Annotated in this window: 14 protein-coding genes and 1 pseudogene; 8 read left to right on the top strand and 7 right to left on the bottom strand. The window is 70.1% G+C overall.

Annotation, left to right across the window (positions count from 1 at the left end):
- Positions 1-2 precede the first annotated feature (2 nt).
- The 3 genes from ACEZDG_RS26190 to ACEZDG_RS26200 all read right to left on the bottom strand — a co-directional run bounded on the left by ACEZDG_RS26190 (position 3) and on the right by ACEZDG_RS26200 (position 3,970).
- Complete coding sequence (locus tag ACEZDG_RS26190; protein ID WP_380513760.1) at positions 3-725, bottom strand: ABC transporter permease; 723 nt, start codon at positions 723-725, stop codon at positions 3-5.
- On the bottom strand, positions 722-1,711 hold the full coding sequence (locus ACEZDG_RS26195; RefSeq protein WP_380513762.1) for an ABC transporter ATP-binding protein: 990 nt from the start codon (positions 1,709-1,711) through the stop codon (positions 722-724). The genes ACEZDG_RS26190 and ACEZDG_RS26195 overlap by 4 nt, the downstream gene beginning before the upstream one ends.
- 132 nt (positions 1,712-1,843) lie before the next feature.
- A complete protein-coding gene (locus ACEZDG_RS26200) occupies positions 1,844-3,970 on the bottom strand; it encodes a S9 family peptidase (RefSeq protein ID WP_380513764.1) in 2,127 nt (708 codons plus the stop codon).
- A gap of 257 nt (positions 3,971-4,227) precedes the next feature.
- On the opposite strand from ACEZDG_RS26200, the gene ACEZDG_RS26205 reads away from it, so the two are divergent.
- From ACEZDG_RS26205 to ACEZDG_RS26240, 8 genes are all read left to right on the top strand, one after another.
- Positions 4,228-4,422, top strand: a complete 195-nt coding sequence (locus ACEZDG_RS26205) for a hypothetical protein (protein WP_380513766.1) — start codon at positions 4,228-4,230, stop codon at positions 4,420-4,422.
- Between the two features lie 47 nt (positions 4,423-4,469).
- Complete coding sequence (gene mshB, locus ACEZDG_RS26210) at positions 4,470-5,393, top strand: N-acetyl-1-D-myo-inositol-2-amino-2-deoxy-alpha-D-glucopyranoside deacetylase (RefSeq protein ID WP_380513768.1); 924 nt, start codon at positions 4,470-4,472, stop codon at positions 5,391-5,393.
- Positions 5,390-5,860 (top strand): DUF6113 family protein, encoded by a 471-nt coding sequence (locus ACEZDG_RS26215; protein ID WP_380513770.1) that lies wholly within the window; start codon positions 5,390-5,392, stop codon positions 5,858-5,860. The genes mshB and ACEZDG_RS26215 overlap by 4 nt, the downstream gene beginning before the upstream one ends.
- Positions 5,861-6,225: 365 nt before the next feature.
- The gene (locus ACEZDG_RS26220) at positions 6,226-8,472 is read left to right on the top strand and encodes a hypothetical protein (RefSeq protein WP_380513772.1); all 2,247 of its coding nucleotides are present in this window, start codon (positions 6,226-6,228) and stop codon (positions 8,470-8,472) included.
- A gap of 607 nt (positions 8,473-9,079) precedes the next feature.
- The gene (locus ACEZDG_RS26225) at positions 9,080-10,060 is read left to right on the top strand and encodes an ABC transporter permease (RefSeq protein ID WP_380513774.1); all 981 of its coding nucleotides are present in this window, start codon (positions 9,080-9,082) and stop codon (positions 10,058-10,060) included.
- Positions 10,061-10,128: 68 nt separating this feature from the next.
- Complete coding sequence (locus tag ACEZDG_RS26230; protein WP_380513776.1) at positions 10,129-11,136, top strand: ABC transporter permease; 1,008 nt, start codon at positions 10,129-10,131, stop codon at positions 11,134-11,136.
- Positions 11,133-13,325 carry a dipeptide ABC transporter ATP-binding protein gene (locus ACEZDG_RS26235; RefSeq protein WP_380513778.1) on the top strand — a complete coding sequence of 731 codons (2,193 nt, stop codon included), beginning with the start codon at positions 11,133-11,135 and terminating at the stop codon, positions 13,323-13,325. Before ACEZDG_RS26230 ends, ACEZDG_RS26235 begins: the two co-directional genes overlap by 4 nt.
- Before the next feature lie 98 nt (positions 13,326-13,423).
- Positions 13,424-15,136, top strand: coding sequence for an ABC transporter family substrate-binding protein (locus ACEZDG_RS26240; RefSeq protein WP_380513780.1), 1,713 nt, complete (start codon positions 13,424-13,426; stop codon positions 15,134-15,136).
- 70 nt (positions 15,137-15,206) lie between these two features.
- Here ACEZDG_RS26240 and ACEZDG_RS26245 read toward each other — a convergent pair whose 3' ends face one another.
- The 4 genes and pseudogenes from ACEZDG_RS26245 to ACEZDG_RS26260 all read right to left on the bottom strand — a co-directional run.
- Positions 15,207-16,868 carry an ABC transporter family substrate-binding protein gene (locus ACEZDG_RS26245; protein ID WP_380513782.1) on the bottom strand — a complete coding sequence of 554 codons (1,662 nt, stop codon included), beginning with the start codon at positions 16,866-16,868 and terminating at the stop codon, positions 15,207-15,209.
- Between the two features lie 182 nt (positions 16,869-17,050).
- Positions 17,051-18,112 carry an ABC transporter ATP-binding protein gene (locus ACEZDG_RS26250; RefSeq protein WP_380513784.1) on the bottom strand — a complete coding sequence of 354 codons (1,062 nt, stop codon included), beginning with the start codon at positions 18,110-18,112 and terminating at the stop codon, positions 17,051-17,053.
- Complete coding sequence (locus ACEZDG_RS26255; RefSeq protein ID WP_380513786.1) at positions 18,105-19,151, bottom strand: ABC transporter ATP-binding protein; 1,047 nt, start codon at positions 19,149-19,151, stop codon at positions 18,105-18,107. Before ACEZDG_RS26255 ends, ACEZDG_RS26250 begins: the two co-directional genes overlap by 8 nt.
- A gap of 13 nt (positions 19,152-19,164) precedes the next feature.
- Positions 19,165-20,122, bottom strand: a pseudogene (locus ACEZDG_RS26260) (ABC transporter permease); the annotation flags it as partial.
- Positions 20,123-20,181 lie beyond the last annotated feature (59 nt).

Genomic DNA, 20,181 nt, shown 5'->3' on the forward strand with positions numbered 1-20,181 from the left:
GGTCAGGCTTCCTTGCGGTCCCGCTGGTACAGGAAGGCCGCCAGGACCGCGAAGACGGCCGCATAGGCAATGATCGCGCTGACAGCCCCCATGCCGAGCGAGGAGCCGCTCTGTGCCACCCGGCCGAGCTGGTTGTAGAGCGCCATCGGGGTCCACTTGGCGAAGTCCCCGAAGCTTCCGGTGATCTGGAAGTAGGTGCCGCCGAGCATCAGCAGGATCATGTAGACGATCATCACGATCGGCTGCAGCGAGTCCGGTGAGGCGGCGTAGCCGAGGGCCACACCCAGCGCGGCGAAGATGAAACCGCCGAGCCACAGGGTCAGGGCGAGCAGCAGCCACTCGGAACCGGAGAGCTTGACGCCCTCCGCGTAGCCGACGACGAAGGTGACCAGGATCGCCGGCAGGGTGGAGACCGCGGTGGAGGCGACCTTGGCGACCACGTAGCCGTAGCTGGGCAGCGCGGTCAGCCGCAACTGGCGGGCCCAGCCGCTCTTGCGCTCCAGCGCGATCCGCATGGCGTTGGTGTTCATCGAGGCCGAGACCACACCGAGGGTGGCCATGGAGACCATGAAGTACGCCTTGACCGACACCCCGGCCAACTGGTCCAGGCCCTGGTAGGCGCTGACCATCAGCAGGTAGAGGCCCGCCGGGAGGGCGATGCTGAAGATCAGGTAGCGGCGGTTGCGGAGGATCCGCAGGACCTCGAGCTTGATCAGCGTGTTCATCGGGCGTTCTCCTTGGCCAGCGAAGCGGACTCGTCGGCGGCGTCCTGCTCGCCGGTGATGGTGAGGAAGGCCTGCTCCAGGCCCACCCCGGAGACCTCCAGACCGCGCGGGTAGAAGCCGGCGCGGTAGATCGCGGCCACCGCCGCGTCGGCGTCGTTGCTGTTGATCCGGACCGTGCGGCCGCTGATGTCCAGCGAGGTGACGCCGGGGAGGTTGTTCAGCAGCGCCAGGTCGGAGTCGTCCTCGGGGCGCAGGTCGAAGGAGATCTTGCGCAGCCCGGCCCTGGCCTTGATGTCCGCCGCGGTCCCGTCCGCGATCAGCCGGCCGCGGTGGATCACCAGCACCCGGTCGGCGATGGAGTCCGCCTCCTCCAGGTAGTGGGTGGCGAACAGGACGGTGCGTCCGGCGTCGGCCTGGGCCCGCATCACGGCCCAGAAGGCCTGCCGGGCGGAGACGTCCATACCGGTGGTGGGCTCGTCCAGGACGATCAGGTCGCTGTCGCCCGCGGTGGCGATGGCGAAGCGGACCCGCTGCTCCTGGCCGCCGGAGAGCTTGTCGACCAGCCGGTCGGCGATGTCGGCGATCCCGGCGGTCTTCAGCACCTCGTCGACGTCGTAGCCGCGCGGGTGGATGTCGCAGGCGAACTTGACCAGCTCACGGACCTTCACGTCCGGCATCAGGCCGCCGCTCTGCAGCATCACGCCGACCCGGCCGTCCAGGATGGCCTGGCGCGGGGTGCCGCCGAACAGCGTGACGCTGCCCGCGCTGGGGTCGCGCAGGCCGAGCAGCATGTCGATGCTGGTGGACTTGCCGGCGCCGTTCGGGCCGAGGAAGGCCACCGTCTCGCCGGGGTGCAGGGTCAGGCTGATGTCGTTGACGGCCTGTACCGCGCCGAAGTTCTTGCTGACGTTGCGGAAGGCCGCGACCTCCCCCGAGCCGGGACCCCTTCGTCCCGCCCCCGTGCTCTGCTCTGTGGAAGTACTCATGGCCGGCTTCGCTCCCTGGTTTCGGTGTCCCTGTGCTGACAGTCCCAAGAATGTCCGAGCGGGCCGGGCGCGGGCAGTGTCAGCGTTCCCGAACCCGGCATGACAGATGTCATGCCGGGTTCGGGCCGGGAATCACAGGCCGAGCGAGCGCTTCAGGAAGGCCACCTGGAGCAGCAGCAGGTTCTCCGCCACCTCCTCCTGGGTGGTCATGTGGGTCACCCCGGACAGCGGCAGCAGCTCGTGCGGCCGGCCGGCCGCGAGCAGCGCCGAGGAGAGCCGCAGGGTGTGCGCGACCACGACGTTGTCGTCCGCCAGGCCGTGGATCAGCTGCAGCGGACGGCTCAGCTTCGGCGCGTCGGCGATCAGCGAGTTGGCCGCGTAGACCTCCGGCCGCTGGTCCGGGTGGCCGAGGTAGCGCTCGGTGTAGTGGGTGTCGTAGAGCGCCCAGTCGGTGACCGGGGCCCCGGCGACGGCGGCGTGGAACACGTCCGGGCGGCGCAGCACGGCCAGCGCGGCCAGGTAGCCGCCGTAGGACCAGCCGCGGATGCCGACCCTGGTCAGGTCGAGCGGGTGCTCCTCGGCCAGCGCCTGGAGCGCCTCGACCTGGTCGTCCAGGGTGGTCCCGGCGAAGTCGAAGGCGATCGCCTGCTCCCAGCCAGGGCTGCGGCCGGGGGTGCCCCGGCCGTCGGCGACGACGACGGCGAAGCCCTGGTCGGCGAACCACTGCGAGGTGAGGTGGGGGTTCTGCGCGGCCAGCACCATCTGTCCGTGCGGGCCGCCGTAGGGGTTCACCAGCACCGGCAGCAGGCCGTCCCGCTCCCGGTCGTAGCCGGTGGGCAGCAGCACCGCCGAGGGGATCCGGGTCTTCCCGGCCAGGCTCAGCACCGGCCGGGCCCGCAGCACCGGGGTCTCCGCGTAGGAGGCGATCACCGCCGCCTCCACCCCGTCCCTGAGCACCCGGACGGTGGAGCCGTACTGGTCCAGCGCGGTCGAGGACAGCACGGTGACCGCCCCCGAGCCGACCGCGGAGTGGTATCCGGGGTGCTCGCTGACCCGGCTGCTCCCGGCCGCGGAGACCCGGTGCACATGCACCTCGCCGATCTCCGGCCCGGTGGCCGCCTCGCCCGCCGCGGCGGCGATCAGCACCTCCTCGTCACCGACCTCCAGCACCGCCCTGACCTGCAGTTCCGCCGTGGTCAGCGGCTGGTCGCCGACCAGCAGCACCCGGGCGCCGTCAACGTCCGCGATCCGGACCAGGCGCCCGTCCGGGGTCCAGGCCGGGACGCCGGAGTGCGGCTCCAGCCAGACCGGGTCCTGCTCCTGGTGCACCACCGCGGTCGCGCCGGTCTCCGGGTCCAGGCCGAGCACCAGCTGCCGGCGCTGGTCCCGGGACTGGACCAGCAGCAGCGGCGGGCCGCCGGCCGACCAGTGCACCCGGGCCAGGTACGGGTACGCCGCGCGGTCCCAGTCCACCTCGGTCCTGGCCCCGTCCAGGCTCAGCACGGCGAGGGTGACCTCGGCGTTCGGACTGCCCGCCCGGGGGTAGGCGATCTCGGTGGCGGGCCGGTCCGGGTTGGCCGGGTCGGCGATCCACCAGCGCTGCACCGCGGAGCTGTCCACCCGGGCGGCGAGCAGCCGGTCGCCCTCGGGGGCCCACCAGAAGCCGCGGCTGCGGTCCATCTCCTCCTGGGCGATGAACTCGGCCTGCCCCCAGGTCACCTCGCCGTCCTCGGCGCCGGAGGGCCCGGCCAGGGCGCGGTCCCCGCTGCCGTCCGCGGCGATCACCCGCAGTTCGCCGCCGACGGTGGCGTAGGCGATGTGGCGGCCGTCCGGCGAGGGCCGAGGGTCGAGCACCGGGCCGCGCGCGGGCAGTTCCCCAGCGCCTGGTCCGCGCAGGTCGGCGGTGAACAGCCGGCCGGACAGCGCGAACGCCGCCGTGGTCACCCCGGCGTCGGTGGCGTAGCCGACGACGCCGGAGGACCCCTCCCGACTGCGCTCGCGGCGGGCCCGCTCCTCCTGGCTCAGCTGCTCCTCGCCGGCGCCGAGCAGCACCGCCGGATCGGCGGCGACTCGCTCGGATGGAGCACCGCCGTCAGGAAGATCCACTACTTGCAGCAGGTTCGCCCGTTCGGCCCCTCCGGCGGAGCGCAGGAAGACGACGCGGCGACCGTCCGGGGAGACGGTGAAGGAGCGCGGAGCGCCGAGGGTGAAGCGCAGGGTCCGCGAGTACTGGCGGGGGAAGGAGATCTCCGTGGTCATGCCCCGACCTTATGGGGACCCGGTGAACACCGGCAGTGCACCGGTCGTTCGCAAACGTCCCAGCCATACCGATCGCCCGTTCGGCCCCTCCCGTCCCAGCATCCGGTCACGGCGCGTGCGCCCCGGTCGTGCACCGATGCTCCGGCATATGCATGATGACGGAAAGTGATCGACTGGTCACTCGATGGGTAGCAACTACCCGCCCCGACCGTCGGCACGGCCGTCCCAGCCGTGCCACTGCTGAGAGGTGTGTCGCGATGGTTCTGCCGATTTCCGCCGCTGTCCTGATGCTGATCATCGTTGTGCTGCTGATCCGCCGTTCCGGACTGAAACTGTGGCACGCCCTGGCCTGCACCCTGCTCGGCTTCTACCTGGCGTCCACCTCGATCGCGGACCCGATCCACACCCTCACCACCAACGTGGCCGGAATGATCTCCGGCATCCGGATCTGACGGCTCGCCAGCGGCCGTCACCGGTCCAAAGCCCTAGGCTGAGGCCCATGACAGCCCTGCCTGACGCCCCCTCGGCGGCTCGCCGCCTGCTCCTCGTCCACGCGCATCCCGACGACGAGACGATCGGCAACGGAGCCACCATGGCCCGCTACGCCGCCGAGGGCGCCCTGGTCACCCTGGTCACCTGCACCCTGGGCGAGGAGGGCGAGGTGATCGGGGACGAGCTGCGGCACCTCGCCGCAGACCGCGACGACACCCTCGGCGAGCACCGCCTCGGTGAGCTGGCCGCGGCGATGGCCGCGCTCGGGGTGACCGACCACCGCTTCCTCGGCGGCCCCGGCCGCTACCGGGACTCCGGGATGATGGGCGTGCCGAGCAACAAGCGCCCGGACTGCTTCTGGCAGGCCGACCTGGACGAGGCCGCCGCGCACCTGGTCGCCGTGGTCCGGGAGACCCGCCCGGACGTGCTGGTCGGCTACGACGAGAACGGCGGCTACGGCCACCCCGACCACATCCAGGCGCACCGGGTGGCCATGCGCGCCTACGAGTTGGCCGCCGAGCCCGACTTCCGCCCCGACCTGGGCCCGGCCCACGACATCGCCAAGGTCTACTGGAACTGCATGCCGCTCTCGGTCCTCGAGGCCGGCTTCGCCGCGCTGCGGGCCGCCGGGAAGAAGTTCCCCTTCCCCGGCGTCGCCGGCCCCGAGGACGTCCCCGGCGTGGTCGCGGACGAGCTGGTCACCGCCGCCGTGGACGGCACCGCCTTCACCGACCGCAAGGTCGCGGCGATGCGGGCGCACCGCACCCAGATCGCGGTGGACGGGCCCTTCTTCGCCCTCTCCAACGACCTCGGCCAGCCGATGCCGGCCACCGAGTACTACCGGCTGGTCCGGGGCGAGGCCGCCCCGCGCGGCGCTTCGCCGTGGGAGGACGACCTGTTCGCCGGCCTGGAAAGGAACCCGACCCGATGAGCCGACCCCAGGACCGGACCGGACGGGCGACCGTGCCCGCGCCGCGCTCCTCCGCCCCGCGCCCCGAGCCGGTCCCCGAGCGGATCGCCTCGCCGGGCCGGATCGTCGCCTACCTGCTGCTCACCGTGCTCGGCGCGGTGGTCGGCCTGGCCGGCTGCCTGGTCCAGCCGATGTGGTTCCCCGGCGGCCTGGCGCTGGCGCTGGGCGGCGCGTTCGCCCTCTTCTACGGTGGCCGCACGCTGACCCGCACCAAGCTGGGGGCGACCCTGCCCGCGGTCGGCTGGTTCGTGATGCTGCTGGCGGCGAACTCGCCCCGCCCCGAGGGCGACTTCCTGATCACCGGGAGCTTCGGCACCTATGTGTTCCTGCTCGGCGGGCTCGCACTGGCGGTGATCTGCGCCACGATGCCCTCCGCGGAGGCCCTACGGGCCGTCAGGGAGTCCGCCCAGCAACGTCAACAAACCTGAACGAAGCTGGACAGAACCCCACTTTACGGGAGGCATACCAGAGGTATCCCGGGCCCAGTAAGGTGGTGCCCCAACACACGGGGGTGGTGTCGGCGGCGCGAGGATGCACGCAGGCACCGGCCCCAGGTGGCGGAGGCTCCGTTGTCTTCCTGAGGCATGTCGGGCACGACCAGGCATGACCTCCTGAGGCGCTGTCCGCCCACCGCGCTCCCGGCGCGGGACCGACGATCCACAACCGCACCCTCGTCCTCCGGACGAAGGGGCGAACCGGAGCAGACGTAGTGAGCCGAGAAACTGACAGTCCGTCGCCGAACCCGCCCCGTCCGGGCGCGGACGCGTACCCCTCGGGGACTCCCCCGTACGGGATGCCGAGCGACCCCGCGTTCTCCCGGGCCGGCCAGCAGGGCAGTACGCCGCCGGAGCCCCCGGCGGAGGACGAGCCCCGCACCGAGACCACGCTCACCACCCGCATCCGGATCAACATCCCGGGCTCCCGTCCGATCCCGCCGGTCGTGGTCCGCAGCCCGATGCCGGGCGCCGAGGGCAGCGCCGCCGACGGCGCCGAGGACCGGACGGCCCCCGAGCCGCCCGCCCCGGCCGGGCCCCGGCACCGCTCGGGCACCGGCAGTTCACCGGTCATCGGCGTGATGGACTCGGCCGGCGGCAACTCCCCCATGCCGGACCTGCCGCCGGAGTGGCGCACCGCGGACCGGGCCCCAGGCCCGGCCGCGCCCGCCCCGGCCCCCGCCGCCGGCGGCGAGGCCGAGCCGGCCAGCACCTGGTTCGCCCCGCGCAAGAAGGGCCAGCCCGCGACGCCGGCCCAGGCCCCCGCGGCGGCCCCGGCCCCTGCCCCGACGCCGCCCCCCGCGCAGGCACCGGCTCCGGCCGCCACGCAGGCGCCCACCCCGCCGCCCGCGCCCGCGCCGGTGGCACCGCCGCCGTACCAGCAGCCGCCCGGCTACGAGCAGCCGGTCTACCAGCAGCCGGGGTACGAGCAGCCCGGGTACCAGCAGCAGGGTTTTGAGCAGCAGGGCTACGAGCAGCCCTACCCCCAGCCGGTCTACCAGCAGCAGCCCTACGGCCTCCCCGAGCCCGAGCCGCAGTACCAGCCGCAGCAGCCGCCCCAGGCGCAGCCGCCGCAGGCCCAGCAGCCGCAGGCGCAGGCTCCGCAGGCCCAGGCCCAGCCGCAGGCCCCGATAGCGCCGACCCGCCCGGTCGGCGGCGGCAGCGGACGTCCCACCGGGATGAACAGCGGACTGATCGTGGGCGGCTCGGACCTCCCCCCCGCGCTGGACCCGCTGGACACCACGATCCCGCTCGCGGTGGTCCGCGACCCGTCCCTCCAGACCCAGCAGGCCCCGCCGCCCCAGCAGGCCCCGCAGGCCCAGACCCACGCCCAGGTCCGCGCCCAGGCGCCCGCCAAGGCCCCCGCGGCCCCCCGCGCGCCCCGCCCCAGCCCGCGCGGCGCCTCCGTCCCGCCGGGGCAGGAGTCCCAGGCCCGCCCGAACCCGGCCGGCGCCGGCCAGAAGGCGCCGCAGGCGCCGCAGGCGAGCCCGAGGCCGCAGGCCGGCGACGGCTTCGCCGGGGGCACCGGCGGCGCCGGAGCGCCTCCGCGCAAGGAGGTCGGCGCGACCGACAAGCCCGCCGCCAAGCCCGCGGCCCGCAAGGGCGGCGCCGCCGCCCGCGGCCGGAAGCTGCTGGTCACCGGTCTGGCCCTGCTGGTCCTGCTGGCCGGGGTCGGCTACGGCGCCGGTCTGGCGCTCAATCAGGCGGACGTGCCCAAGGGCACCACCGTCCTCGGCCAGAACATCGGCGGCGACACCCGCGACGCCGCCGTGCACGCCCTGGACGGCACCGTCGGGGTGCTCGCCGCCAAGCCGCTGGAGCTGGTGATCGGCGGCAGGACCGTGCCGCTGGCGACCTCGGTGGCCGGGCTGAGCATCGACACCACCGCGACCGTGCAGAGTGTGGCCCACCACAGCTACAACCCGGCCGACGTGGTCGGCTCGCTGTTCGGCGGCAAGCACCCGGTCGCCCCGGTGGTGCGGATCGACCAGGACAAGCTGCGCTCCGCGCTGCAGACCCTGGCCGGCAGCGGCTCGGGCAGCCCCAAGGAGGGCTACGTCCACTTCACCTCGGACGGCCAGGTCGTCACCGTGCTGCCGCAGACCGGCAGTTCACTGGACGTCAAGACCTCGGTCGCACTGGTCAGCGACGCCTACCAGGAGCGGGCCGCCGGGCTGCCGGACCACCCGATCACGCTGCCGGTGACGACCGCCGAGCCCAAGGGCTCCGCCGCCGCGGTGAAGGCCGCCGCGAAGACCATCGGCGCCTGGGCCGCGGACCACACCTTCACCGTCCGGGTCCAGGGCGCCAGCCAGCTCTTCGGCAAGATCACCTTCAGCAAGGCGCTCACCCTGCGCCCGGACGCCAGTGGCAAGCTGGTCCCGGTCTTCGACCTGGCGAAACTCAAGGACGCCTACGGGACGGCCTTCAACCTGGTCCAGGTCAAGCACAGCGGGGTGCTGGGCCCGGTCACCCCCCAGGACATCGCCAAGGGCCTGACCGAGCTGCTGAGCAAGCCCGGCGGCGACCGGAGCATCACGCTGTAGCGGACCCGAACGCGCACTCCGAACGGCCAATGGGGCCGGGCACCCGATCACCGGGGCCCGGCCCTTTGCCTGTATACCGGCCGGACTATTGCTTTGTGACATCAGGGTTACATGACGTCCACGGAGTGGAAGAAGTCCGGCGACGAGCGCCCCCAATAACCGCGCGCGGGGAAATCCGCCCTTCATCAATCACGGCCTCAGGTCCCATATGTCCGAATTAATACGTTAGGGAATGATAGGGGTATTTTGTAGGCCATGTCCCATCAAGAGGCTTTCACCGTCCGGATTCCGGTCACCTCTGCCCCAGAATGTTGCGCTCAGCAAAACAGCATGTCACCGACCCTAGTGGTGGCATCGGTAAGACCCTACTGCCAGGTAGGGTCATTACCGAGGATTAGAGCGTTATCAATCTTTGATCAGCACTCTGTCGACATGGCTATCCCGCCCCATCAGGATGAGTCCTCAAGCCGTTGCACAGCGGCGGTTGTTAGTCCCTAGCTCACTGATCCCGAAAGATTTCCTGCTCGTGCGCGACCTGCCATCCGCACAGGGGCGCTCTCGGAGACAGGGGTCGAGCCCGGGGACCGCACGAAGGAGATGAACAGCGTTGGGTCGCTTCATGCTGCGCCGACTGGCCAACTACCTGATGCTTGTCATCGTGGCCTCATGTCTGGCCTATTTCCTCGCGGCCCTGAGCCTCAATCCGCGCGCCAACTTCGAGCAGCAGAAGCCGCGGCCGACGGTGCAGCAGATCGACGCGACGCTGCGCACCTACAACCTGGACCCGAGCACCCCGGTCGTGGTCCGGTTCGCGCACTGGGCCGACGGCGTGGTCCACGGCGACCTCGGGATGAACATCAAGGGCGGCTCGGTCAACGACGACTTCAGCCGCCGGATCTGGGTCAGCGTCCGCCTGCTGCTGATCGCCACGATCATCGGCTCGATCGGCGGCGTGCTGGTCGGAGCCCAGGGGGCGATCAAGCAGTACCGGTTCTTCGACAGATGGACCACCCTGGCCTCCTTCTTCCTCCTGGCGATGCCGGTGTTCGTGGTGGCGATCTCCTTGGAGATCTTCGCGGTGGACATCAACCAGTCGTCGGGACACACCGTCATCCAGTACATCGGTGAGTACAACCCCGACCTGAGCGGCTTCTGGCCGGTGATGCTGAGCCGGGTCCAGCACCTGATCCTGCCGACCATCTCGCTGGCGCTGTTCCAGATCGCGCAGTACAGCCGCTACCAGCGCAACACCATGCTGGACGTGCTCGGCAGCGACTTCCTGCGGACCGCCCGGGCCAAGGGCCTGCGCCGCCGCACCGCGCTGATGAAGCACGGGCTGCGCACCGCGATCCTGCCGATCATCCCGCTGCTGGTCTACAACGTCATCCTGCTGTTCACCGGCGCCACCTTCACCGAGAAGATCTTCGGCTGGCACGGCATGGGCGAGTGGCTGGTCGACTCGATCACCACCAACGACGTCAACTCGGTCGCCGCGGTCAGCCTGTTCACCGCCGTGATCGTGCTGATCGCCGGCCTGCTCTCCGACCTGATCTACTCCGCGCTCGATCCGCGGGTGCGCTTCAGCTGAGCCCCGTCCCCCACAGGGCCCCGCCCGAACCGCCGCCGAGACCGCCCGATCAGGAGAGTGAAGAAGAGATGAGCATCCAGCAGAACATCGAGCACGAACCCGAGGCCGACGCCACCGTGCTGCTGACCCCGCCACGCCGCGCGGGACGCGGCCGGCTGACCCTGCGCCGCTTCGCCCGCAACAAGCTGGCGCTGGTGGGCATCGGCATCCTGGTGCTGCTCTTCCTCTTCGCCTACGTGGGTCCGCTGGTGGACAAGTGGGGCTACAACGACCACGACTTCACCGCCTTCCTCGAGGGCCCCTCGGGCAACCACTGGTTCGGTACCGACCAGTCCGGCACCGACATGTTCGCGCTGACCACCCGGGGCCTGCAGAAGTCCCTGGTGATCGGGATCCTGGTCGGCATCATCGCGACCGCGCTCGCGGCGACCGCGGGCGCCTCGGCCGGCTACTTCGGCGGCTGGGTCGACCGCGCCATCATGTGGGTGGTCGACCTGCTGCTGGTGCTGCCCGCCTTCCTGATCGTCGCGGTGCTCTCCCCCGTCTTCGCGGGCTCGACCTGGCTGGTCTTCGTGGTGCTGCTGGCCATCTTCAGCTGGATGATCACAGCGCGCATCGTCCGCAGCATGACGCTCACCCTGAAGGACCGTGAATTCGTCAAGGCGGCCAAGTACATGGGCGTCTCCGACTTCCGGATCATCGTGCGGCACATCCTGCCCAGCATGGCCTCGCTGCTGATCATCGACGGCACCATCCAGGTCAGCCTCGCGGTCATCGGCGAGAGCCAGCTCTCCTACTTCGGCTTCGGCATCCAGGCCCCGGACGTCTCGCTGGGCACCGTCATCGCCGACGGGACCTCCTCGGCCACCACCTACCAGTGGCTGTTCTGGTTCCCGGCCGGGTTCCTGGTGCTGTTCGGCCTCGCCATCGCCTTCATCGGCGACGGCCTGCGCGACGCCTACGACCCCAACTCGGCCAACGCCAAGGCCCAGGCCAAGGCGATCAAGAACAAGGACCGCGAGCCCGAGCCCGCCGCCGAACTGGTCGGCTCCACCGAGGTGCTGAGCCAGGCATGAGCACTCCCCGCACTCCTGCCGCCCCCGGCACCCCTCAGGACCGCACCACCAAGGAAGGACCCACCCCCGTGACCGAGACGCGCAAGGAGCCGACGGCCGACCGCCTCGCCGGCACCCCGCCGCTCCTGGAGGTCTCCGACCTCCATGTCTCCTTCCCCAGCGAGGCAGGCCCGGTCAAGGCCGTGCGCGGCGTCTCCTACTCCGTCCGGCCCGGTGAGGTGCTCGGGATCGTCGGCGAGTCGGGATCGGGCAAGTCCGTCAGCTCCATGGCGGTGCTCGGACTGCTGCCGGAGAGCGCCTCGCTGCGCGGCTCGATCCGGATGGACGGCCGGGAGCTGCTGGGCCTGAACGACAAGGAGATGTCCAAGATCCGCGGCAAGGACATCGCCATGGTGTTCCAGGACCCGCTGTCGGCGCTGACCCCGGTGTACTCCATCGGCACCCAGATCATCGAGGGCATCCAGGTCCACCAGGACGTGGACAAGCTGACCGCCCGCAAGCGCGCCATCGAACTGCTGGACCTGGTCGGCATCCCCGACCCGCACCAGCGGGTGGACGCCTTCCCGCACGAGTTCTCCGGCGGTATGCGGCAGCGCGCGATGATCGCCATGGCCATCGCCAACGACCCCAAGATCATCATTGCCGACGAGCCCACCACCGCCCTGGACGTGACCATCCAGGCCCAGGTGCTCGAGGTGCTCAAGAAGGCCCAGGACGTCACCGGCGCCGCCATTGTGATGATCACTCACGACCTCGGCGTGATCGCCGGGTTCGCCGACCGGGTGATGGTCATGTACGCGGGGCGCCCGGTGGAGAACGGCCCGGTGGACGAGGTCTACTACCGTCCGCGGATGCCGTACACCATCGGCCTGCTGGGCTCCATCCCCCGGGTGGACGAGGACGAGCGCAGGGCGCTGACCCCGATCGAGGGCACCCCGCCGTCGATGGTCGCCCTGCCCAAGGGCTGCCCCTTCGCGGCCCGCTGCCCGATCGCGGTGGAGGTCTGCCGCGAGGTCGAGCCCCCGCTGTCGACCCCGCCGGGCGCCAACCACCCGGTCGCCTGCCACCGCTCGCACGAGCTGAGCGAGGGCGGCGGCGACAACCTGCTCGACCCGGCGACCATCTACCCGGTGCCGCCGCTGCCCGAGGCCAACGAGATCGAGCTGCTGCCGCGCGACGAGCGCACCGCCGTGCTCGAGGTGGACGGCCTGGTCAAGCACTTCCCGCTGCTCAAGGGCGCGGTCTTCAAGCGCAAGGTCGGCGTGGTGAAGGCCGTGGACGGGATCAGCCTGGAGATCAAGCAGGGCGAGACCCTGGCCCTGGTCGGCGAGTCCGGCTGCGGCAAGACCACCACCCTGCTGGAGATCCTGGACCTGCCCACCGGGCAGGCCGGCACCGTGACCATCTTCGGCAAGGACGCCCGCGGCCTCAAGGGCAAGGACCGCAAGGACCTGCGCCGCGACCTGCAGATCGTGTTCCAGGACCCGATGGCCTCGCTGGACGCCCGGATGCCGATCGGCGACATCCTGGCCGAGCCGCTGAAGACCCACGGCTGGGAGAAGAACCGGATCAACGCCCGGGTCCCCGAGCTGCTGGAGCTGGTCGGGCTCAACCCGGACCACTCCGACCGCTTCCCGCAGGAGTTCTCCGGCGGCCAGCGCCAGCGCATCAGCATCGCCCGGGCACTGGCCCTGGAGCCCAAGCTGGTCGTCCTCGACGAGCCGGTGTCGGCGCTGGACGTGTCGATCCAGGCGGGTGTGCTGAACCTGCTCGACGAGCTCAAGTCGCGGATGGGCCTGAGCTACCTGTTCGTCGCCCACGACCTCTCGGTGGTGCGCCACATCGCCGACCGGATCGCGGTGATGTACCTCGGGCGGATCGTGGAGCTGGGCGAGAGCAAGGACGTGTTCCGGGCCCCCTCCCACCCCTACACCCAGGCGCTGCTGTCCGCGGTGCCGCTGCCGGACCCGCAGAAGGAGCGCGTACGCGAGCGCATCCTGCTGACCGGGGACCTGCCGAGCCCGGCCAACGTGCCCAGCGGCTGCCGCTTCCGCAACCGCTGCCCGAAGTACCTCCAGCTCAACGCCGACGAGCAGCAGCGCTGCGTGTCCGAGGACCCGCAGCTGCACTCCCTGGCCCCAGACCACACCGCGGCCTGCCACTATGCCGAGGCCCTCGCGGTCGTCTGACACATCGTCGGACGTCCGCCGGTGGGACTGCACCACCCGGAAAACGCACCACCTGACGCACCACCTGTGGAATCGCCCGCTCTCTCGAGGAGATCGCCTTGAAGCACAATCGGATTCCGGTCGCGCTGGTCGCCACCATCGCCGTGGCCGGCCTGAGCCTGACGGCCTGCAGCAGCAGCGGCGGCAGCAAGGGCGGGACGTCGTCCAAGCCCTCCGCAACCTCGCTTGCCTCCAGCACCATCAAGATCAATGCCCAGCCGCGTTCAGCTCTGAAGCAGGGCGGCACTCTCAACTGGGCCATCGACCAGTACTCCACCCAGTGGAACTACAACCAGATCAACGGCGCGGAGTACTCCACCGACGCGGTGATCGAGGCCACCGAGCCGGTCATCTTCCGGGTCGACCCGGCGACCCAGAAGGTCACCTACAACCCCAACTACCTGACCAAGACCCCCTCGGTCACCACGGTGGGCGGCAAGCAGACCGTCACGTACGACATCAACCCCAAGGCCAAGTGGTCCGACGGCACCCCGATCAGCTACAAGGACTTCGCCGCCCAGTGGCAGGCCCTGAACGGCAAGGACGCCAAGTACCAGATCGGCAGCTCCACCGGTTACGCCAACATCACCAGCGTGGTGGCGGGCACCAGCGACCAGCAGGTCGTGGTGACCTTCGACAAGAACTTCGGCGACTGGACCTCGCTGTTCGCGCCGCTGTACCCGGCGAAGTACCAGAGCACCCCGGACCAGTTCAACAAGGGCTTCCTGAACACCATCCCGGTCACCGCGGGCCCGTTCAAGATCGAGTCCATGAACGCGACCACCAAGACCGTCACCGTCGCCCGCGACCCCGCATGGTGGGGCGACCCGGCCATCCTGGACAAGATCGTCTTCCGGGCGATGACCACCGACGCGGCCCCCGGCGCCTTCGCCAACGGCGAGGTCGACTACCTCAACATCGGCCCCGACCCGTCCGGCGTGAAGCAGGCGCAGAGCCGTCCCGACGGTGAGATCCGCGAGGCCGCCGGCCCGCAGTTCCGCCACGTGACCTTCAACGCGAAGTCCCCGCTGCTCTCCGACGTCAAGGTCCGCCAGGCCCTGTTCCAGGCGATCGACCGCACCGCCATCGCCAACTCCGACCTCAAGGGTCTGAACTGGCCGGCCCTGCTGCTCAACAACCACTTCTTCATGAACAACCAGGAGGGTTACCAGGACAACGCCGGCGACCTCGGGAAGTACAACCCGACCGCCGCCAAGGCGGCCCTGGACGCGGCCGGCTGGAAGATGAGCGGCCAGTACCGCCAGAAGGACGGCAAGACGCTGGAGCTCACCTTCGTCTACCCGAACGGCACCGCCGTCTCGAAGAACGAGAGCGTGCTGCTGCAGGCCATGTTCGCGGCCGTCGGCGTCAAGCTGGACATCAGCGCGGTCCCGTCCGACGACTTCTTCGACAAGTACGTCCAGCCGGGCAAGTTCGACCTGACCGCGTTCTCCTGGCTGGGCAACGCCTGGCCGGTCTCCTCGAACTTCTCGATCTACCAGACCCCGGTCGGAAGCAACAACTTCCAGAACTTCGCCTGGACCAACGACCCCAACGTCGACACGCTCATGAACAAGAGCATCGCCGACCTGGACCACACCACGGCCATCGCCGACGCCAACGCCGCCGACAAGGCGATCTGGCAGGAGGCGGGTGTCTTCCCGCTCTACCAGCGTGCCGACATCTACGGCGCCAAGAAGACCCTCGCCAACCTGGGTGCCCCGCAGGACCAGGACGAGGTCGTCTACGAGAACATCGGCTTCACCAAGTAGTCCTTCCCGTGCCACAGGCCGCGGCCCCCACCCCGTTCGGAGTGGGGGCCGCGGCCTGTCCGCGCCGTGGTTACTTCAGCCAGCCGATCTTGGTGTAGTCGACGTCGGCGAGACCGGTCGCGCCGAAGTTCGCCAGGCCCTTGCGGACGGCGAGGATCTCCGGGCGCTGGTAGAGCTCCAGCGAGTGCCCCGACTGCCAGATCAGCTGGTCCGCCTGGTTGTAGAGGGAGCGGGCGGTCGCCGGGTCGGTGGCGCTCCCGGCCCGGGTCAGCAGCTGGTCCACCTGCGCCGAGCCGATCCGCCCGTAGTTGCCGTAGACCTGGCTGCCGGTGGGCTGCTGGAAGGTCGAGTACAGCATGCTGGCGTAGATCTCGTCGACGTTGCGGAAGCTGGTGATGTCGAACGAGCCCTTGTTGACGTACTTGTCGAAGAAGTCGTTGTCCGGCACCTTCTGCAGCTTCAGCTGCACGCCGACCTGCTGCAGCATCTGCGCGATGATCCCCTCCACGTCGAAGGAGGTCTGCGCCGAGCCGTTGGAGAGCACATAGGTGAGGGTCAGCGGCTTGCCGTCCTTGGTCCGCGGCTTGCCGGCGCCGTTGTCCTGCCAGCCCGCCTGGTCCAGCAGCTTCCTGGCGGCAGCCGGGTCGTACGTGCCGTAGACGCCGGCGTTGTCCTGGTAGCCCTGCTGGCCCGGCATGAAGAAGTGGTTGTCCAGCACCGGCGGGGTGAACGGGAGGCCCTTGCCGGCCGCCGTCGCGACGATGTGCCGGTCGATCGCCTCACCGATGGCCTGACGCACCCTCACGTCCGCCAGCGGGCCGCCCGCGCCGTTCAGGGTGAGGTGCACCTCGTCCCAGCGCGAGCCGGTCCTGATGTCGGTGTTCGGGGCCGCCGACAGCTGCTTGTACGCCTCCGGGGTGACCGCGCTGGTGTAGTCGATCTCGCCGGAGAGGTACGCCGAGGTGGAGGCGGTGCTGCCGAGCGCCTGAAAAATGATCTTGTCAAGTTTGGGCTTGGTGCCCCACCAGTCCGGGTCCGGAACGGCGATGACGGTCTGCGTGGTCTTGTTGTAACTGCCGATCTTGAAAGCGGCGCCGGTGACCGGGATCTTCTCGATCCAGCCCTTGTTGAACTCGTCGGGCGTGGAGTAGGCCGAGGCCGGCAGCAGGGTGCGGAACAGCCGCTGCCAGTCGCCGTAGGACTGCTTGAAGGTGACCTTCACCTCCTGCGGGTCGGCACCCTGCTCGACCGAGCCGATCTGGTCGTACCCGGAGGAGTCGGCGACCTGGTACGCCTGGTCGGTGCCGTTCAGCGCCTTCCACATGGCCTGGAAGTCCAGCCAGCTGAGCTGCTTGCCGTCGGACCACTTGGCCTTGGGGTTCAGCTTGTAGGTGACCACCTGCGGCGAGGTGGAGGTCACCGCGGCCGACAGCAGGAAGTCGGGGTCGGCGTGGCTGACCCCCTGGGCGTCCGCCAGGAACAGGCTGGGCTCCACCATCTGCACGATCGCCTGGCCGTCGCCCTCGGTGCCGTCGACCTGGTTCGGGTTGTACTGCTCGATCCACTGCTGGATCGAGGTCTTGAAGGTGCCGCCCTGTCTCAGCTTGTCCAGCGGCTGCGGATTGATGCCCTGCGCCTCGGTCTTCGGCGGGGCGGACTGCTTGGCGGCCTGGCCGCCGCCGGAACTGCCGCAGCCGGCCAGCGCGAGCAGCAGGGCGACCCCGGCGGCCACCCCTCCCCGGCGCCTGTTTACAAGATCACTTTTAAGTGGCATGTACGGACCATACGACCGAACCGGTCCCGGCAAACCCCTCCGCCTCATCTTTTGACGAGATTGCAACAAAGCTACGGGTACGGAGTACAGGCCGGGGCCCGCACCTCCGCGGTGCGGGCCCCGGCCCGGGTGACGGTCGCTCAGCTCGCGCCGACGATGTCCACGTCCTCGGCGAAGTGGCAGGCCGACTCGTGCGCCGCCGGGGTGTCCTGACCGCGGAAGACCTCGGGGACGGCCAGCAGCGGCACATCGGTCGAGCACTTCGGCTGCGCCTTCCAGCAGCGGGTGCGGAAGCGGCAGCCGGACGGCGGGTTGGCCGGCGAGGGGATGTCGCCGGAGAGCAGGATCCGCTCCCGGCCCTCGCGCCCCGACGGGTCCGGCACCGGCACCGCGGACAGCAGCGCCTGGGTGTAGGGGTGCGTCGGGTGCTCGTAGATCTCCTCGTCCGAGCCGATCTCGACCATCTTGCCGAGGTACATCACGCCGACCCGGTCGGAGATGTGCCGGACGATGGAGAGGTCGTGCGCGATGAACATGTAGGAGAGGTCGAACTCGTCCTGCAGCTGCTCCAGCAGGTTGATCACCTGGGCCTGCACCGACACGTCCAGGGCCGAGACCGGCTCGTCGGCGATGATGATCTCCGGCTTCAGCGCCAGGCCGCGGGCGATGCCGATGCGCTGCCGCTGGCCGCCGGAGAACTGGTGCGGATACCGGTTGATGTACTCCGGGTTGAGCCCGACCACGTCCAGCAGGTCCTGCACCGCCTTGCGGCGGTCGCCCTTGGGCGCCACCTCCGGGTGGATCTCGTACGGCTCGCCGATGATGTCGCCCACCGTCATCCGGGGGTTCAGCGAGGTGTACGGGTCCTGGAAGACCATCTGGATGTTGCGGCGGATCGCCTTCAGCGCCTTGCCGGACGCCTTGGAGATGTCCTCGCCCTTGTAGAGCACCTGTCCGGCGGTGGCCCGGTCCAGGTTCATCAGCACCCGGGCCAGGGTGGACTTCCCGCAGCCCGACTCGCCGACGATGCCCAGGGTCTCGCCCTGGTTCAGGTCGAAGGAGACCCCGTCCACCGCCTTGACCGCGCCGACCTGCTTCTTGAAGACGATCCCCTGGTGCAGCGGGAAGTGCTTCTCGAGATCGCGGACCTGGAGGATCGGCTCCCCGTGCGTGTCCCGGGCCTGTGCCAGCGGCTCAGCCATGGAGGGTCTCCTTCCAGAAGTGGCAGGCGCTGCCGCGGCCGGGCAGCTCGCGGCCGTCCTGCTCGGTCACCGCGTGCAGCGGCGGCACCTCGACGCGGCAGATCTCCTGTGCCTTGGGGCAGCGCGGGTTGAAGGCGCAGCCGGACGGGATGCGCAGCAGGTTCGGCGGCAGGCCCTTGATCGCGTAGAGCTCCTGCCCCTTCTGGTCCAGCCGCGGGATCGAGTCCAGCAGGCCCCGGGTGTAGGGGTGGGCCGGACGCGAGTACAGCTCGTGCACCGGCGCGGTCTCCACGATCCGCCCGGCGTACATGACCGCGATCTTGTCGGCGACGTCGGCGACCACGCCGAGGTCGTGGGTGATCAGGATCAGGCCCATGTCGTACTCGCGCTGCAGGTCCTGCAGCAGCTCCATCACCTGGGCCTGGACGGTGACGTCCAGGGCGGTGGTGGGCTCGTCCGCGATGATCAGGTCGGGCTCAAGGGCCAGCGCCATGGCGATCATGACGCGCTGCCGCATACCGCCGGAGAACTGGTGCGGGTACTGGTTCACCCGCTCCTTGGCGGCCGGGATGCCGACCCGCTCCATCAGCTCGACGGCCTTGAGCTTGGCGTCCTTCTTGCTGCTGCCCTTGTGCACCCGGTACATCTCGCCGAGCTGGGTGCCCACGGTGTGCACCGGGTTCAGCGAGGAGAGGGCGTCCTGGAAGACCATGGCCATCTGCGCGCCGCGGACCTTCCGCCGCTCCTCGTTGGAGAGCTTCAGCAGGTCGCGGCCCTTGAACAGGATCTCGCCGCCGGTGATGAACCCGGGCGGGCTGTCCAGGATGCCCATGACGGCCTGCGATGACACCGACTTGCCGGAGCCGGACTCGCCCAGGATGGCCAGGGTCTCCCCGGCCCGGACGCTGTAGTTGACGCCGTTGACGGCCCTGGCCACGCCGTCCCTGGTGCGGAACTCCACATGCAGGTCCCGGACCTGCAGCAGGGGTGCGTCGGCGGTGTCGCCGGTCTTCGCTCGTGCGGAGACTGCTGTACTCACGTTTCCGCCTCTCTCAGCGAAGCTTGGGGTCGAGGGCGTCACGGACGGCGTCGCCGAGCATGATGAACGCCAGGATGGTGATGCACAGCGCGCCTGCCGGGAAGAGCAGCATGTGCGGCGCGTTGCGGAAGGTGTCCGCCGCGGCGGAGATGTCGATGCCCCAGGAGACGGTCGGCGGCTTCAGCCCGACGCCGAGGTAGGACAGCGTCGCTTCCAGCGAGATGTAGGTGCCCAGGGCGATGGTCGCCACCACGATGATCGGCGCCAGCGCGTTGGGCATGATGTGGCGCAGCAGCATCCTGCTGTTCCCGGCGCCCAGCGCCCGCGCGGCGGTGACGTAGTCCTGCTGCTTGGCGGTGATCACCGCGCCTCGGGCGATACGCGCGATCTGCGGCCAGCCGAGGACCACGATGAAGCCCACCACCACCCAGATCGACTGGCTCGGGATGACCGACAGGAAGACCAGGCCGCCCAGCAGGATCGGGATGCCGAAGAAGATGTCGGCGATCCTGGAGATGACCGCGTCGGCCCAGCCTCCGAAGAAGCCGGCCAGACCGCCCATCACCGTTCCCAGCAGCGCCGCGCCCAGGGTTGCGAAGACGCCGACCGTGATCGAGGCGCGGGCCCCGTGGATGGTGCGGGCGTAGACGTCGCAGCCCTGGGTGTCGAAGCCGAAGGGGTGCCCGGAGGCGGGCCCCAGCTGGGACTTCGACAGGTCGCACTGCAGCGGGTCGGTCGAGTCGAACAGACCGGGCCAGATCGCGACCAGGAGCAGGAAGACGATCAGCACGCCCGAGATCAGGAAGACCGGGTTGCGGCGCAGTTCGCGCCAGGCGTCCTGCCACAGGCTGCGGGCCACCTCGCGGTCCACCAGGCCGACCGCCTCGGCCGACTGCGGGGGCGTGTGCGACAGGTCCTCCTGGTCCAGCAGCGGCTGCGCTCCCATCGCCCCCAGGGTCGGGGTTTCCGGGAAGGCGCTGGACAGCTCGGTGCTGGAGTCGTCGGGGACCCCGTTGTGCTTGTTCGGCTG

It is taken from the genome of Streptacidiphilus alkalitolerans, from assembly GCF_042511045.1.
GTDB classification, from domain to species: Bacteria; Actinomycetota; Actinomycetes; order Streptomycetales; family Streptomycetaceae; genus Streptacidiphilus; species Streptacidiphilus alkalitolerans.

Excerpts from the sequence above, each read along its gene's own strand:
- ACEZDG_RS26190 (WP_380513760.1), bottom strand. The coding sequence starts at position 725 with ATGAACACGCTGATCAAGCTCGAGGTCCTGCGGATCCTCCGCAACCGC.
- ACEZDG_RS26205 (WP_380513766.1), top strand. The coding sequence starts at position 4,228 with ATGGTTCTGCCGATTTCCGCCGCTGTCCTGATGCTGATCATCGTTGTG.
- ACEZDG_RS26250 (WP_380513784.1), bottom strand. The coding sequence starts at position 18,112 with ATGGCTGAGCCGCTGGCACAGGCCCGGGACACGCACGGGGAGCCGATC.
- ACEZDG_RS26200 (WP_380513764.1), bottom strand. The coding sequence starts at position 3,970 with ATGACCACGGAGATCTCCTTCCCCCGCCAGTACTCGCGGACCCTGCGC.
- ACEZDG_RS26215 (WP_380513770.1), top strand. The coding sequence starts at position 5,390 with ATGAGCCGACCCCAGGACCGGACCGGACGGGCGACCGTGCCCGCGCCG.
- ACEZDG_RS26195 (WP_380513762.1), bottom strand. The coding sequence starts at position 1,711 with ATGAGTACTTCCACAGAGCAGAGCACGGGGGCGGGACGAAGGGGTCCC.
- ACEZDG_RS26220 (WP_380513772.1), top strand. The coding sequence starts at position 6,226 with ATGCCGAGCGACCCCGCGTTCTCCCGGGCCGGCCAGCAGGGCAGTACG.
- mshB (WP_380513768.1), top strand. The coding sequence starts at position 4,470 with ATGACAGCCCTGCCTGACGCCCCCTCGGCGGCTCGCCGCCTGCTCCTC.
- ACEZDG_RS26235 (WP_380513778.1), top strand. The coding sequence starts at position 11,133 with ATGAGCACTCCCCGCACTCCTGCCGCCCCCGGCACCCCTCAGGACCGC.
- ACEZDG_RS26230 (WP_380513776.1), top strand. The coding sequence starts at position 10,129 with ATGAGCATCCAGCAGAACATCGAGCACGAACCCGAGGCCGACGCCACC.